Annotated in this window: 17 protein-coding genes and 2 pseudogenes; 11 read left to right on the plus strand and 8 right to left on the minus strand. The window is 35.6% G+C overall.

Annotation, left to right across the window (positions count from 1 at the left end; all coding sequences use genetic code 11):
• Positions 1 to 357 precede the first annotated feature (357 nt).
• Positions 358 to 1683: an L-cystine transporter gene (locus HMPREF2603_RS08330; protein WP_371099726.1), complete on the plus strand. Its 1326-nt coding sequence runs from the start codon at positions 358 to 360 to the stop codon at positions 1681 to 1683.
• Between the two features lie 152 nt (positions 1684 to 1835).
• Here the strand turns inward: HMPREF2603_RS08330 and nfsA are convergent, their stop codons facing one another.
• Positions 1836 to 2591 carry an oxygen-insensitive NADPH nitroreductase gene (nfsA, locus tag HMPREF2603_RS08335; RefSeq protein ID WP_002480335.1) on the minus strand — a complete coding sequence of 252 codons (756 nt, stop codon included), beginning with the start codon at positions 2589 to 2591 and terminating at the stop codon, positions 1836 to 1838.
• Between the two features lie 178 nt (positions 2592 to 2769).
• Here nfsA and HMPREF2603_RS08340 point away from each other — a divergent pair, with 178 nt between their 5' ends.
• From HMPREF2603_RS08340 to HMPREF2603_RS08365, 6 genes are all read left to right on the plus strand, one after another.
• Positions 2770 to 3513, plus strand: coding sequence for a 2-keto-4-pentenoate hydratase (locus HMPREF2603_RS08340; protein ID WP_398574948.1), 744 nt, complete (start codon positions 2770 to 2772; stop codon positions 3511 to 3513).
• A gap of 381 nt (positions 3514 to 3894) precedes the next feature.
• Complete coding sequence (ahpC, locus tag HMPREF2603_RS08345) at positions 3895 to 4464, plus strand: alkyl hydroperoxide reductase subunit C (protein WP_002480333.1); 570 nt, start codon at positions 3895 to 3897, stop codon at positions 4462 to 4464.
• A 16-nt stretch (positions 4465 to 4480) separates the two neighbouring features.
• Positions 4481 to 6004: an alkyl hydroperoxide reductase subunit F gene (ahpF, locus tag HMPREF2603_RS08350; RefSeq protein ID WP_060804328.1), complete on the plus strand. Its 1524-nt coding sequence runs from the start codon at positions 4481 to 4483 to the stop codon at positions 6002 to 6004.
• A 158-nt stretch (positions 6005 to 6162) separates the two neighbouring features.
• On the plus strand, positions 6163 to 6489 hold the full coding sequence (locus HMPREF2603_RS08355) for a hypothetical protein (RefSeq protein WP_060804329.1): 327 nt from the start codon (positions 6163 to 6165) through the stop codon (positions 6487 to 6489).
• Positions 6490 to 6684: 195 nt separating this feature from the next.
• Complete coding sequence (locus HMPREF2603_RS08360) at positions 6685 to 7221, plus strand: phosphatase PAP2 family protein (RefSeq protein WP_023014895.1); 537 nt, start codon at positions 6685 to 6687, stop codon at positions 7219 to 7221.
• A gap of 63 nt (positions 7222 to 7284) precedes the next feature.
• Positions 7285 to 7908, plus strand: coding sequence for an NDxxF motif lipoprotein (locus HMPREF2603_RS08365; RefSeq protein WP_060804331.1), 624 nt, complete (start codon positions 7285 to 7287; stop codon positions 7906 to 7908).
• A 66-nt stretch (positions 7909 to 7974) separates the two neighbouring features.
• On the opposite strand, the gene HMPREF2603_RS08370 is transcribed toward HMPREF2603_RS08365, so the two are convergent.
• Entirely contained in the window at positions 7975 to 8415 is a 441-nt protein-coding gene (locus tag HMPREF2603_RS08370) for a carboxymuconolactone decarboxylase family protein (RefSeq protein ID WP_060804332.1), read from the minus strand.
• Between the two features lie 158 nt (positions 8416 to 8573).
• Here HMPREF2603_RS08370 and HMPREF2603_RS08375 point away from each other — a divergent pair, with 158 nt between their 5' ends.
• Positions 8574 to 9740, plus strand: a complete 1167-nt coding sequence (locus HMPREF2603_RS08375) for an ArgE/DapE family deacylase (RefSeq protein ID WP_023014893.1) — start codon at positions 8574 to 8576, stop codon at positions 9738 to 9740.
• 56 nt (positions 9741 to 9796) lie between these two features.
• On the opposite strand, the pseudogene HMPREF2603_RS08380 reads toward HMPREF2603_RS08375, so the two are convergent.
• From HMPREF2603_RS08380 to HMPREF2603_RS08405, 6 genes and pseudogenes are all read right to left on the minus strand, one after another.
• Positions 9797 to 10384, minus strand: a pseudogene (locus tag HMPREF2603_RS08380) (histidine phosphatase family protein).
• A 336-nt stretch (positions 10385 to 10720) separates the two neighbouring features.
• A complete protein-coding gene (locus tag HMPREF2603_RS08385; protein ID WP_002480325.1) occupies positions 10721 to 11332 on the minus strand; it encodes a hypothetical protein in 612 nt (203 codons plus the stop codon).
• Positions 11333 to 11876: 544 nt separating this feature from the next.
• Complete coding sequence (gene rpsR, locus HMPREF2603_RS08390) at positions 11877 to 12119, minus strand: 30S ribosomal protein S18 (protein WP_002480324.1); 243 nt, start codon at positions 12117 to 12119, stop codon at positions 11877 to 11879.
• A 53-nt stretch (positions 12120 to 12172) separates the two neighbouring features.
• Positions 12173 to 12691, minus strand: a complete 519-nt coding sequence (gene ssb / locus HMPREF2603_RS08395; protein WP_002480323.1) for a single-stranded DNA-binding protein — start codon at positions 12689 to 12691, stop codon at positions 12173 to 12175.
• 21 nt (positions 12692 to 12712) lie between these two features.
• Positions 12713 to 13009, minus strand: a complete 297-nt coding sequence (gene rpsF / locus HMPREF2603_RS08400) for a 30S ribosomal protein S6 (protein WP_002480322.1) — start codon at positions 13007 to 13009, stop codon at positions 12713 to 12715.
• 161 nt (positions 13010 to 13170) lie between these two features.
• The gene (locus tag HMPREF2603_RS08405; RefSeq protein WP_060804333.1) at positions 13171 to 14154 is read right to left on the minus strand and encodes a thermonuclease family protein; all 984 of its coding nucleotides are present in this window, start codon (positions 14152 to 14154) and stop codon (positions 13171 to 13173) included.
• 153 nt (positions 14155 to 14307) lie between these two features.
• Here HMPREF2603_RS08405 and HMPREF2603_RS08410 point away from each other — a divergent pair, with 153 nt between their 5' ends.
• The 3 genes and pseudogenes from HMPREF2603_RS08410 to HMPREF2603_RS13035 all read left to right on the plus strand — a co-directional run.
• Complete coding sequence (locus HMPREF2603_RS08410) at positions 14308 to 14565, plus strand: AbrB/MazE/SpoVT family DNA-binding domain-containing protein (protein WP_002480320.1); 258 nt, start codon at positions 14308 to 14310, stop codon at positions 14563 to 14565.
• Positions 14559 to 14897 (plus strand): type II toxin-antitoxin system PemK/MazF family toxin, encoded by a 339-nt coding sequence (locus HMPREF2603_RS08415; protein WP_060804334.1) that lies wholly within the window; start codon positions 14559 to 14561, stop codon positions 14895 to 14897. The genes HMPREF2603_RS08410 and HMPREF2603_RS08415 overlap by 7 nt, the downstream gene beginning before the upstream one ends.
• Before the next feature lie 276 nt (positions 14898 to 15173).
• Positions 15174 to 15326 (plus strand): annotated as a pseudogene (locus HMPREF2603_RS13035) (ornithine carbamoyltransferase subunit F); the annotation flags it as partial.

Below are 15326 nucleotides of genomic sequence, written 5' to 3' on the forward strand. Positions count from 1 at the left end.
CGCTTTTATTAGAAGTCAGAACATTTATGTCCCGCCCCCTTTTTTTATTTTGTTCACAGTATTTTTAAAGAAACAGTTAAAAACCGCCATTGACCCTTTCTTATATATACGATATATTTACTATGTATTTAAACGGACTTTACAACTATCCTATACTGTTGTATAAAAAAGTTGATACATATCTGCTAAGTTCAGTTATCATAAAATGAACTTCCTTCTTTGAGCAGTTATTTCAATTCAAATCAAGTCTTATCTTTTGCTATAAGATAAATATTTATGAAAGGAAGTTTGATTCAATTGGGTTTCACTATTCTTAATATTGTCATCTTCGTTCTGCTTCTCGCTGGACTTTTTGTTATGGCAAAAAAACACGTTTCTTTCTCAAAACGTGTTTTCACCGCACTAGGTATCGGAATTGTACTTGGCGCTATTATGCACCTGGCTTATGGTGCTGGTTCTAAAATCACAACCACTACAACAGATTGGTTCGGCATTGTAGGTAATGGTTATGTCGCATTACTTCAAATGATCGTTATGCCACTGATCTTCATTTCGATTGTCGCAGCTTTCACTAAAATTCAATTAGGTGAAAAATTCGCGAAAATCGGTTTCTACATCTTTGTGTTCCTAATTGGAACAGTTGCAATCGCAGCAACAATTGGTATTATTTCAGCACTTGTCTTCGGATTAGATGCTTCATCTATTGATTTAGGCAGTGCAGAACAATCACGCGGTACAGAACTTGCTCAGAAAGCAAAAGATATGACCGCAAGTACGCTACCCCAACAAATCTTAGAATTATTACCAAGAAATCCATTCTTAGATTTCACAGGTCAACGTACAACATCTACAATCGCTGTAGTTATTTTTGCGACATTTATCGGTTTCGCATATTTACGTGTCGCACGTAAACAACCTGAAAATGGTCATATCGTAAAACGTGCAATTGAAGCTATCTATTCAGTAATCATGTCAGTTGTGACTTTCGTTTTACGTTTAACGCCTTACGGTATCTTAGCCATTATGGCAAATACCATTGCGACGAGTGATTTCGGAGCGTTATGGACATTAGGTAAGTTCGTATTGGCCTCATATGCGGCTTTAATTACGATGTTCATCATTCATTTAATTATTGTCAGCATCCTCGGCTTGAATCCTTGGCGCTATGTTCGTAAAGTCGCTGAAGTATTAATTTTCGCATTCACATCACGCTCAAGTGCAGGTGCCCTGCCATTAAACGTACAAACACAAAAATCACGTTTAGGTGTACCTGAAGGTATTGCGAACTTATCAGCATCTTTCGGTTTATCTATCGGCCAAAACGGTTGTGCAGGTATCTATCCAGCAATGTTAGCAGTGATGGTCGCACCGGTTGCAGATGTTGAAGTCAACTTGCAGTTTATTGTGACACTCATTGCGGTTGTTATTATTTCTTCATTTGGTGTTGCAGGTGTTGGCGGCGGCGCAACATTCGCTGCGATCTTAGTACTTTCAACATTGAACTTGCCTGTCGCATTAGCTGGTGTGCTAATTTCAGTAGAACCATTAATTGATATGGGTCGTACAGCATTAAACGTCAATGACTCTATGCTCGCAGGTGTCGGCAGTGCTAAATTAACTGGCAACTTGGATAAAAAGAAATTTAATGAAAATCAATATAATGACTTAAGTACAGACTATTAAGAGATAAGAAGGCTAACTTCTTATAAGTACGAGTTAAATATTAGGCTTTATGTAAAATAAATCAGCCCTATCGCGTTCACAATTAAAGTGAGCGTGATAGGGCTGATTTTTTAATTTTTCTATTTTTAATCAAGTGTCTGATGAATGAACACTTATTTTTTAATGAAACCTGACTTATGCAGTTCGTCTAACATATCTGCACGTTCTTTCATTGTTAAGAATTGTGCAATTTGTTCTGACCAAGTTTCTTTACGTTCTCCATTTGTACGTTTGTCGTAATATGCGCTGACTTCTTTATCATAATCTTTAATATAACCTAATTCTTCGTCATCGTTTTGGTTGTATCCATTTTCATGGAAGACAGCTTCAAATGGTAAACGTGGTTTTGGTGAACCATTTTCATCATCTGCAGGAACACCTAGTGCCATTCCGAATAATGGGAATGTATATTCAGGTAAGTTCAATAGCTCTTTCACGCGAGCAACATCATTACGTAATGAACCTAAATAAACCATACCAAGTCCTAAGCTTTCTGCCGCAATTGAAATATTTTGTGCAACTAACGCAACATCAATTGTACCGACAAGTAAGCCTTCTGCAGATTCAAATGAACTTTGTAAGTTTTGCTCAACTTCATTGTTGATTAAATCTTGACGGTGATAGTCCATCACAAAGACAAATAAATAGCCGCTTTCTTCAACATAAGGTTGACCTGAAATTTCTCTCAATGCTTTTTTAATTTCAGGGTCTGTAATACCAATAATAGAATATGTTTGTAAGTAGCTTGATGTAGAAGCTCTTTGGCCTGCTTCCACTAACTTTTTAACCGTTTCTTTACTTAAAGGTTCATTTTTAAATTTTCTTACAGAGTGGTGTTTCATCATAATTTGATCGATTACATCTGACATAGAATTTTCATTCCTACCTTTCAAATGATTTTAGCACTCTTATTTTACCCTCTTTTCATAAGTCATAAAAATTTAATGCTTTGAAAGTTAAGACAATAAAAGTTATTCTAATAATAGTAATATTCAGAATAAGGGGAGATACCTATGGTCCAATACAAAAAAAGAAATTGTAAATGCATTGTTTAAAGCACAACAAAATCATGAACCGATTGACTTCGTTTCAGAAAAATATGGCATCAGCGAATCGGTAGCCTATCAAATCCAAGATGCTTTAATCAGTGAATTGACACAAGCAAACAACAGTGAAATCGCAGGCTACAAAGTAAGTATGACCAGTGCAGAAACGCAAGCTTACGCGAATACAGATGAGCCGGCTTACGGAACAATTTTATCTGATAAAGTTGTAAAATCAGGTGAAACAGTTCAATTATCTAAATTATTCGCACCGCTTATCGAACCTGAGCTCGTGTTCGTGATATTAAATGATATTAGTCCCGATGCATCAGACGAAGATATCTTAAACAGCGTTAAAGTAGCGCCAGGTATTGAAATTCCAGATGCACGCTATAAAGATTGGTTCCCTAACTTCACTTTAGGCGACTTAATTTCTGATAACACAGCTTCAGGTTTAGTCGCATTAGGTGAAGCTGCTGATCGTGTCTCATATGAAGACTTTGAAAATATCACTTTAAAATTAACAAAAGATAATGAGGAAATTGCGACAGGTGTTTCTTCAGATGTACTAGGTAATCCAATTGAAGCATTAAAATGGTTAGTTAAAAAACTTGCATCACAAGATAAACAACTGCTTAAAGGCCAAATTGTTTCTTCTGGTACATTTGTTCCACCTGTTCCAGCTGAAAAAGGTACGTATCGTGCAGAATATAGTTACCCAGGCTCAATTGAGGTCACATTTGAATAATAAGTTACAATACCCCTTTCTGTTATTATAGAGACAGAAACGGGGTATAACGTTATTGTAGAGATTGCGATTAATAATCAGTCATCTTTATTGAGAAAATTAATCTCTAATTGATATTGAGAAATAATTATTAATTTCCTATGAATTTCTTTGCTTTACACACATTCTAAAAGTCGTTAATATTTCTAATACACTAGTATTTACAGTGTTTTATGCATTATTCCACTTACACAATCACGAGTATTGACTATTTCTGACGATAATGTGATAATAGGAATCAAGGAGATTAGAATTATTATAAATAAATAATTAGGATAATTTAGCTATCCTGATTAGCTTTCTAATCAAAAAAACTTTTTAATTTCTAGGAGGATGTATTTTATGTCATTAATTAACAAAGAAATTTTACCATTCACAGCAAATGCTTATGATCCTAAAAAAGATGAGTTCATCGAAGTTTCAGAAGAAACATTAAAAGGTTCTTGGAACGTTTTAGTATTCTACCCAGCAGACTTCTCATTCGTTTGCCCAACTGAATTAGAAGACGTTCAAAACCAATATGATGAATTACAAAAATTAGGTGTTAATGTGTACTCAATCTCAACAGATACTCATTTCGTACACAAAGCTTGGCATGACCACTCAGATGCTATCAGCAAATTACAATACACAATGATTGGTGACCCATCACAAACAATCACTCGTAACTTTGATGTATTAGATGAAGAACTAGGATTAGCTCAACGTGGTACTTTCATCGTTGACCCTGATGGCGTAGTACAAGCTGCAGAAATTAACGCAGACGGTATTGGCCGTGACGCAAGCACTTTAGTTCACAAAATTAAAGCTGCTCAATATGTACGTCAACATCCAGGTGAAGTTTGCCCAGCTAAATGGGAAGAAGGCGGCGAAACTTTACAACCAGGTCTTGACTTAGTAGGTAAAATTTAAGGAGGCATTCATATAAATGCTGGATAAAGAGTTAAAATCACAATTATCTCAACTTCTTGAATTAATGGAAGGCGACGTGGTTTTAACAGCGAGCTATGATGACAGCGACAAATCTAAAGAGTTGAAAGACCTGTTAGATGAAATTGCTGATATGTCATCGCATATCACTGTTAAAGAGGATGCGCTGAAACGTACACCAAGTTTCAGTGTAGATACTCCTGATGCGCACACAGGCATAGTATTTGCCGGTGTGCCATTAGGTCATGAATTCAACTCACTCGTATTGGCTTTATTACAAGTCAGCGGACGCCCTCCGAAAGAAGAACAAAGTGTTATCGATCAAGTCAAAGCGCTTGAAGGACCGCTTCATTTCGAAACATTTATCAGCTTAAGCTGTCAAAAATGTCCGGATGTGGTTCAAGCATTGAACATGATGAGTGTGTTAAACCCTAACATCACGCATACCATGATTGATGGCGCAGTCTTCAGAGAAGAATCTGAAGATATTATGGCAGTTCCTGCTGTATTCTTAAACGGCGAAGAATTCGGTAACGGCCGCATGACTATTTCTGACATCTTAAACATGTTAGGCAGCCAAGCAGACCCTGCTGAATTCAATGATAAAGAACCATTCGATGTATTAGTCATCGGTGGCGGTCCTGCAAGTGGTACAGCTGCTATCTATACTGCACGTAAAGGTTTACGTACAGGTATTGTGGCAGATCGTATCGGTGGTCAAGTGACTGAAACTGCAGGTATCGAAAACTTTATCACAGTTAAAGAAACAACAGGTCCAGAATTCTCATCTGCTTTAGAGCAACACATCAATGAATACGATATTGATGTGATGGATGGTATCCGTGCTTCTAACGTTGAGAAAACTGAAGACGGCATTGTTGTTACTTTAGAAAATGATGCCAAACTAAAAAGTAAGACAGTTATTATTGCTACAGGTGCACGCTTCAAAAACTTGAACATTCCAGGTGAAGACGAGTTACGCAACAAAGGTGTTGCATACTGCCCTCACTGTGACGGACCTTTATTCGAAGGTAAAAATGTTGCGGTTGTCGGCGGCGGCAACTCTGGTGCTGAAGCTGCTATTGACTTAGCAGGTATTGTAAAACACGTTACACTTGTAGAATACAAAGACTTCTTACGTGCAGATGAGATTTTACAAAAACGTTTAGGTGAATTATCAAACGTTACAATCTTGAAAAATGCACAGTCTTCAGAAGTTCTTGGTGACGATCATGTTACCGGTCTTAAATATGAAGACAACAAAACTGGCGAAACACATCAAATTGATGTAGATGGTATTTTCGTCCAAATCGGTCTATTACCAAACTCTGAATGGTTGCACGGTGCAATTGACACAAACGACCATGGCGAAATTATCGTAGACCGTAAACAAGAAACAAGTATGCCGGGTGTATTCGCGGCAGGCGACGTAACAGACGATCGCTTCAAACAAATTATCATCGCAATGGGTACAGGTGCAGATGCTGCACTGAACGCATTTGATTATATTATCCGTAACTAATCTCTCCCTATCATTTGATTAAGACGGATAACTAATAAGACAGGCAAAGATAAATTTCTTTAAGAAAGCTATCTTTGTCTGTCTTTTTTTATACATATTCATGTTACAATTAATATAATTCACTACAATATAGCTGAGAAAAGGAGCTTTGGTTGTCTATGTTATTATTACTTGTTTCTATAGTTCATCTCAGCCAAGCTTCTCGTTCTACTGTCAATTTAAACAATCTTTTCATCGGTTTGAATCGAACCCGCACGTTTCCTAGAAACCTCAATTGGGAACAGCTGCAACGCTTTTATCAGTCACTGCAAACACGTTACTTCAAACGTCTTTTATACGTCAGTCTTCCATTAAGCGTCCTCGACTTATTTATACTTATCAAATTTGGCCACGCATGGCTCATTTTAGTCGAACTCGGTGTATATTTAGCACTGCTCTTCTTTATACTGCGTAAAGTTGAAAAATATATTCAATCCCATGATTAATCAAACCTATCACCTACCGTTAGGTTTAGTTCATTCCAAAGTAGGATGGCAAAGATGAGACAGTAAGCTATAATTTATCTAAATCAAGAAAGAAAGTTAGGTTTTATTATGAAGATCCTACATACCAAACATATCGGCATTACCCTCGTTATTTTTATTATTTTAATGCTGCTGGTGAAATTGGACTTCATCCTTATGATAGACGAACCGATTTATAACTTCGTCAGACTCTTACATCAAGTACCATTTATGGACCGCTTCTTAATCGTCTACTCTAACCTATTTCAACCATGGCACTTAGTTGGTTTTATGGCTGTCATTTTAATTATTTTATTCTTCAAGAATAAAAAGCTCTCATTGATAACAATGACTTGGGCAATTGTGACACTTTTATTAGGAATTGGATTGAAGTACTTTATTCATCGCGCACGTCCTGTGGAATATATCTCAGGATTCAGTTTCCCAAGTTTGCATACGTTAACAATTGTCGTTGCGGCAGTGGTCTTCTTAACGTTAATGCGTAAACGTTATTGGCATTATATCGCGTATTTGATGATTTTCATTATGATGGTTTCACGCATTTACGTTCATGCGCATTACTTTTCTGATACAGTCGGTGCTGTGTTATTCGGCTATCTCATGCTGCACGTTGCGCAACATTTCATCGCGAAATATCAACTCGATGTTCCTTTCACTTCAAGACTGGAATCTCCATGGCAACGAGATACTTAACGCATGCTAGGATGTTAAGCTATAATGAAAGTAATCATATAGAACAGTGAAGGAGAAACAAAAGTGAGCAAACTAAAACAACTATTAATCATCGCTTTCACATTAATGTTAGCTGTGACGCTTACAGCTTGTGCACAAAAAGACGAAAAACAAGAACATCACGCAAAATATGCGCCGAAAAATGCGACACCGATTCACAAAATAGAAATCTTTAAAACCTCTGAAAAAGGTAAAGATTTAACTGAACAAGAAACGCGTGATTATTTAAAACGTTACTTAGAAGCGAATAACGATATCATTGATAACAAATACGTCTTACAACATAAGCTAGACCAACAATATGATGGTCGTCAAAAAGTCTCAGATCAGTTAGATACAGATTTACGAGAATTAGCTAACCTTACAACGAAGAATCAAATGAATTTCGAAGCATTCTTAAAAGATAATAAAGTTCCTTCTAATCAAAAAGAAGATATCGAACGTATTAATAAATACTTCAGCGCTGTTAACTATAAAGTTGCACGTGCAGACCAACAGTTAGAAGAGTTGAGTTATAGTCCACAAAAAACAATCAATGTCGTCGATGTTCCTACAAACTACGCAGGTGACGTAAATTTAAAACAACAAAAGAAAATCAAAGCTTTCTTAAAGAAACACAAGCTATCTACTCAAGCGATTGATAAATAATCATTGAACATACAAAAGCGCGCGAACACTCATTAAACAGTGCTCGCGCGCTTTCTTTATACAATATTAAACATTATGTTCATTACCCATTGAGATAGAGAGTCTATTCCAGAAGTTGATTTGATTAATCACAAAGACTAAATCTGTGTATTCTTCTTCTGAGTATACTTCACGTACGCGGCGATATAGCTCATCAGATACGCCATGTTGTGAAATTAAAGTAATAGCTTCTGTTAATTCTAAAGCCAGTTTCGTTCTCTCAGAATATATATTCGTATCATGCCATGCGTTCAATATGAAAATTTCTTCCTCACTTACACCGATTTTACGTGCATCGCTTGTATGCATTGCCAAACAAAAGGCACAACCGTTAATTTGAGAAGCACGGATTTTCACTAATTCTTGTAAGTGATGATCGATGCTCGCTTTTTTCAATTGTTTTTCCATTTCGTATAGAATATTAACCTTATCTTTCGCAACGTTTTGATATTGAATTCTATTATCCAATACGATTCCTCCAATGTCTTCGACTCGTTTATTATTTTCCCGTCTATCTTCGAGTTTATGCTTATTTATTTTAACGTGCAAAAGTGCGAATTGTTTGAATACTATTATCCGATATTTTACGCTTATATTGTATGAAAATTTATGAGGGAGCTGATGATATGGGTAAATTAACGTCAGATGAACGTATTCATATATTAAGAGATTTAGTCGGTATTGAATCTGTGAACGATAATGAATTAGACGTCGCAGAGTATCTACAAGACCTTTTCAAAAAACATAATATCGACGCTAAAATTATTAAATTAACAGATACACGCGCAAACCTTGTAGCTGAAATTGGTAGCGGCAGCCCTGTTATCGGGGTATCTGGTCATATGGATGTTGTTTCACCAGGTAACCCAGAAGATTGGCAAACACCACCTTTCAAACTAACTGAAGATGATGAAGGACGTCTACACGGTCGTGGTGCAGCAGATATGAAATCTGGTTTAGCTGCATTTGTGATCAGCTTAATTGAATTACACGACCAAGGTTTACCAAAAGAAGGCACAATCCGTTTACTTGCGACAGTAGGCGAAGAGATTGAAGGTGACGGAGCTAGAGCCTTCTATAAAGATGGTTATATGGATGATGTAGATGCATTGCTTATTTCAGAACCATCTCAAGATAAAATTATTTATGCACACAAAGGTTCTATGGATATCCGTGTCACATCAAAAGGTTCATCTGTGCATAGTTCTATGCCTCAACTCGGTTATAATGCGTTGAATCCATTAGTAGACTTTGTGCATCGCATTAATGAAGCACAAGCTAAAATTACTGCGACAAATGAAGAGTTAGGCGAACCTGTCGCAAATGCGACAATCTTTAATAGCGGTACACAAGTCAACTCTATTCCTGACCGCGCAGTAGTAGAATTTAATATCAGAACAATTCCAGAAGCAGACAATGATGGCTACCAAGACTTATTCGAACAAGTCGCAAAAGATGTTAAAGAAAAATACAGTGATTGTGATTTAGATATTGATACGTATATGTCACGTTCTGCAGTCTTCACAACTGGTGATAATCCAGTAGTAGACCTAGCACAATCACTCGGTAAAAAATATTTAGGTGAATCTATTCCTAAACAAGCTTCACCAGGTGTCACAGATGCGGCTGACTTAATGCTTGATAAAGGAAAAGACTTCCCACTTATTATGTTCGGTCCTGGCGAAACAAGCCAAGCACACCGAATTGATGAATACGTTTATAAAGATGTTTATTTAAACTTCATTGATTTGTTTGAAGAGTTATTACCTCAAGCAATCGACAAATTAAAATAAAATCAATCAAGATAAATGTTAAGCGGTTGAATCCAAAACAAAGGATTCAACCGCTTTTATATGTTTTCAGTATCTACAAGAATCGGATCACAATTCTCAATATGTTTATCGAATAATTCTTCTTCAGTAATTACACCTAAATAATACAAGCAGCAACGTATCTAAATTTGATGCGCCACAATCACTACTACTTCGTCTTTAATATCCAATATATCTTTAAAAAATTCATCTATTCTTCCTAATACATCTGAATAGTTTTCACCGCCAGGTGCACGTTGTGTAAAACTGTTTCGAAAGTCGCTGTATCGTGGATCTTCAAAATAACGACTATAAGCTGGATTGTCACGTAGTGTTTCTCTTGGATAGCCTTCAAACTCCCCTAGAGAGCGTTCTCTTAATAATGGTAAAAAAGTATGTGGAATCGCACTGTCAAAACCATTTTCATATGTTTGAATCGTACGGGTTAAATCAGAAATGTAGATATGGTCTATATGTATACCTTCAAAATATGTTTTTAATGCTTGTGCAGAACGTACGCCTTCTTTTGTTAAAGAGACATCTAATTGTCCAGTAAAGTATTGATTTCCATGATGATTATCATAGTTTGCGGTTGATTCTCCATGCCGTATCAAATAAAGCTTCACGTTGTGTTCACTCCTATAATCTCGTTATCCTCTGCCGTTTACTCAATTCACTTTACTTCATTATGACACTGAGCAAATAGATTTAACGTAATGATAACATGTTTTTATATAATTTTATCGACTTAATGTTTGTTTGTTATCTAATTTTAACATTCTTGTACGGTCTCTTGTGTACAAGTGATTATATTTTATGTACTTCTTACATTAACAACACCCAAACATTCCTTTCAACCTATACAGATAGCTAATGAAAATAAAATCAGATAAAAAATTCCCTGTAATATTGATATGCATCAATGTTACAGGGTTAAGGTCTCATACATTTTTATTTAACTTTTAAATTTCGTCAAGTTGATTATTTTTCATCAAGATTTTTAAGAATTCACGCTCTACTTCTAATAAATGAACGTAATCATCTGACATAATTTCTTTACTTAATTCAATATTCTTTTCAGAGATAAAATTAACTAACTCTTCATTATCTTTATTGCTTGAGTATTCGCTTTTTGCTTGTGCAAGCAGTGAATCTTCACAAACTAAAATGAAAGAACGACCATAAGCAATATCAACTTTACCACGTTGATAATGAGACTCTAAAAATCTTTTAGCCTCTTCTAAATCATCTGTATGTTCAAAAATACCGAATACTTGTTCAGTCACTTTATCTGATAAGTTAGCTAAACGATCTTTTTCTGGTTGACTATCTGGTTTCACTCTATCTTTAACCAACATTTTTTGTTTTTTGATTTCATCTTCGATTAATTCTAATTCTTTAGTACGTTCTTCTTTTGACCACTTATTTTCATTTTCTTTGTACTCTGTTAATAAATCATTCGCTTTATGCAGATCAAAGTGTTCTTCACTTTTACCGCTATGATCTAATCCTTCGTAGTGCGTTGGATGAGATGTTTCATTCTTATCGTTTTTATTTAATCCTTGTCTACTCATATTAAGATGCTCCTTTTCAACTTGACATTTATTCACTTGTCCAATGTAGTGGATACATTTCAAAAATATTTTACCCGTCCATAAACGCAATAAACACAGTGTACAACTCATCATACTTATACTTTTAGAACACTTAGGGAACGTAACTGTTATTTCCAGAGTCAAAATTTAACAGTTAAGTAGGTTAAATGATGACTTAAGGAATTTTGCGCAATGAAATAGAAAAATCATCTAGAATAAAATTAAGATAAAAAAAGGAGGTTGCTTATCATGATGATCGCAGATATTATTGGTGGTATTATCAAGTTAATCGTGAACTTAGTAGACACTTTTGCTCCTAAAAAATAATCCATAAATACTTAATGACTTTTATAATACGCTCGCGAAGTCGGGCGTATTTTTTCTGTTAAAAAAAACAAACTTTAGAGAATCTTACCTCTTTTAGATTAATATTTTCTATCCTTATTTCGTCCTTTATTATTATTTTTGAACATGAAAAAACCCCGTAAGCCTATGCCTACGGGGTTTATCTATAAGTTTTATCTTAGTTTTCATCTTTAACATATGGTAATAAAGCCATATGACGAGCACGTTTGATAGCTGTAGTCAACATACGTTGATATTTAGCTGAAGTGCCAGTTACACGACGTGGTAAAATTTTACCGCGTTCTGAGATAAAACGTTTTAATAAGTCAGTATCTTTATAGTCGATGTGTGTAATTCCGTTTGCTGTGAAGTAACAAACTTTTTTACGACGACGTCCGCCTCTTCTTGGTCCACCTGCCATGGTTAACTGCCTCCTTTAATCGATATTTTCAAATTTTACGTTCATTACACGTATTAGAATGGTAAATCATCGTCACTGATGTCAATAGGTCCGTTCGTATTTGCGAATGGATTGTCTGATTGACCAGCGTTGGATGAATTGTTGTTTTGATAAGATGACGTATTTTGTCCTTGTTGTTGACCACCATAGTTTTGACCATAGCTCTGGAATTGGTTATTACCGCCAGATTGTTGGCCATGACGTTGGTTTTGTGATTTTGGTTCAAGGAATTGAACACTGTCACATACAACTTCAGTAACAAAGATACGGCGTCCTTCTTGGTTTTCGTAACTGCGTGATTGTAAGCGACCATCAACGCCTGCAAGACTTCCTTTAAACAAGTAATTGCTTACGTTTTCTGCTTGTTTTCTAAAAACAACACAGTTAATAAAGTCCGCTTCACGTTCCCCTTGCGCATTCGTAAACGTACGATTAACCGCTAGAGTAAAAGTCGCTACACTTACGCCTGAGGGTGTCGTTCTGTATTCAGGATCCTTAGTTAAACGGCCTACTAATACAACTCTGTTAATCATTTAAACGCCCCCATTCTGTTTTTACTTATCTTCGTCTTCGCGAATAACCATATAACGAATGATATCGTCATTGATTTTTGCTAAACGTTGGAATTCATCTGTAGCTTCACTGTTTTCAGTGTTGATACGTACAATGTTGTAGAAACCTTCTTTGAAATCGTCGATTTCGTAAGCAAGGCGACGTTTGCCCCAATCTTTTTCTTCAATGATTTCAGCACCGTCGTTAGTTAAAATATTTTTGAAACGTTCAACTAATGCTTTTCTCGCTTCGTCTTCAATGTTTGGACGAACAACGTACATAATTTCATATGTTCTCATTTTTATCTGCACCTCCTCGTGGACTATACGGCTTACTCTCAATTGGAGTAAGCAAGGAATAATTTTCATTACTCACAATCAAGAATTATAGCATAGCCATTTACTTTTTACAATCATTTTTATTATGTGAATTCAAACGAATTCTACTTTTTTCATACCCATTAATTTATCTCACATGCCCATCCATCTTTATCTCCATCCATTTTATCTCTATAAGCCGGATGATCTTTAGACACTCCTCCAGGATAGTCTTTTCTCAATTCTGTACAGTTAGCATAATACTTCGTTCCTCTATTTTGAGACGCACTGTTTTGTGAATGATTTTGAGTTCCTTGGGAGCCTGACGGCAGGCTACTTTGATAATTATTTTCTGGGACGTTACCACTCCAAATATTCAGATGCTCCTGTTGCGCTAAACGTTGACTCTCTTGTAATTGGTCTAAATACGTAACACTTGGCGGATAAATATAAGCCACTTTTGCTAAACCTTGTCTGACTAATGCATCATTTACCATCACACCATCGGCATAGACATATGCTAGATATCTGCCATATTTATCTGTCTTACCGCCCTTATCAAACTCAACTTCAACCTTAGAAGCATGCATCAACATATTCTTGGTAAAATCAGACGCTTCTTTACCATATGGTTCTACGCCTTTTCTAGGATGTTTCGTCTCCGGTGTATCAATCAACAATAATCTGAAGGCAGATTCTTTTCCTTCATATCTCAATCTTACTGTATCTCCATCTACAGGACGTGTGAATTCAACTTCTTCTCTAACTAAACCATTAGGTTGTGTTTGCGGTTCAGATTTAGGTTCACTCGTTTCTTTCTTTTGGCCATTGTCCGATTCTTGTTCTGATTTCGGAGCTGCTTTAGGTTGTTCTGACTGATTGTCTTTTTGTGTATCTTTCGATTCGTCTTTTGATTGATCTTGTGTTGTATCTGCAGTTTGATTATTCGTTGTTTCAGGCTTTGTATCTGGTTCAGACATTCCAAAGAACATCATACTTAAAATAATTGCTACTAAAGCAATGATACCTGCTGCTTTCTTCTGGTTACCTTTTATCCATAAAAAGACAAACATGGCTATGTAAATTATAAATATAATAAAACACAACACACTTAGTATTCCCAACATCTTGTACACCTCCTCTTTAGCACTTGTTTCTTTCTATTCTAAACTATTTCTTTATTATTAATAAGATTCAATCTACACTTTATAATAAATCCAACATTATTTCTGCCGATTTTAAGTTAAATAAGATATGATAAGTCTGAAGAGGTGTTATTTATGTCAGAAGAACATGCACGAATTTTCAAAACTGAACAAGGTCATGCCGTTACATTGCCTGATACTGTGATAGAATCTTTAAATTTAAAACCTGGAGATCAATTAGTTCACGAAATAATCAACGATACTATCGTTTTAAAAAAAGTAAACCATGAAGATTTTACTAAAGAGTGGAACCGTTTCTTTCAACAGGGCGGCGATTACTCAGATTACAAAACGCATGAATGGGGCGAAGCATCGGAGCGTGAGCAATGGTAAAACAATATCAAATTATAGAAGTTAATCTGAATCCCACACTTGGTCGCGAGAAAGGTAAATATAGACCTTGTGTCGTTCTAAGCAGAAATGAATTCAATCAAAAGACAGGTTTAGTATGGGTTTCTCCTATTACAAGTAGAGCTGTTAAGTATCCTACTGATGTTGAACTACATACTATGGAACATCGAATTAAGGGTACTGTCGATGTCGGTCAAATACGTACTTTAGATTTAAGCTCGAGGCATTATAAAATCGTTGATCGTACAACGCACGAAGTCATGCACAAAATCGACGATATTATTACGCACATTCTGAAAATGGAGCATTTCTAACACACTTTTTTGAAAAAGTGTGCTTTTTTATGAATAATTACGCATTTTTATTCGTTATAGTGTATAATAAATCAAAACCAATGTCTCACACCTTTATTTCTAACCACAAGAAGCAGATTACAATTAAAACCTAATTTTCAAAATTATAGAATCGCAATTATTTAGGAATAATTAGAGTTCTGTAAAGTTTTTTAAAACTATATTTATTTCATTGTCTTGAAAAATAAGTCACTTATAATGAAGGTGTAATATATCACAAAGAGGAGTTGTAGTAGAATGCAAAACTTAAGAAACAGACATTTCCTAACATTATTAGATTTCAGCCAAAAAGAAGTAGAATATTTATTAAACCTTTCAGAGGATTTGAAACGTGCGAAATACGCCGGTATTGAGCAACAAACACTTAAAGGAAAAAACATTGCATTAATT

The sequence above is a fragment of the Staphylococcus sp. HMSC055C03 genome, assembly GCF_001809385.1.
In the GTDB taxonomy this organism is placed as follows: Bacteria; Bacillota; Bacilli; order Staphylococcales; family Staphylococcaceae; genus Staphylococcus; species Staphylococcus simulans.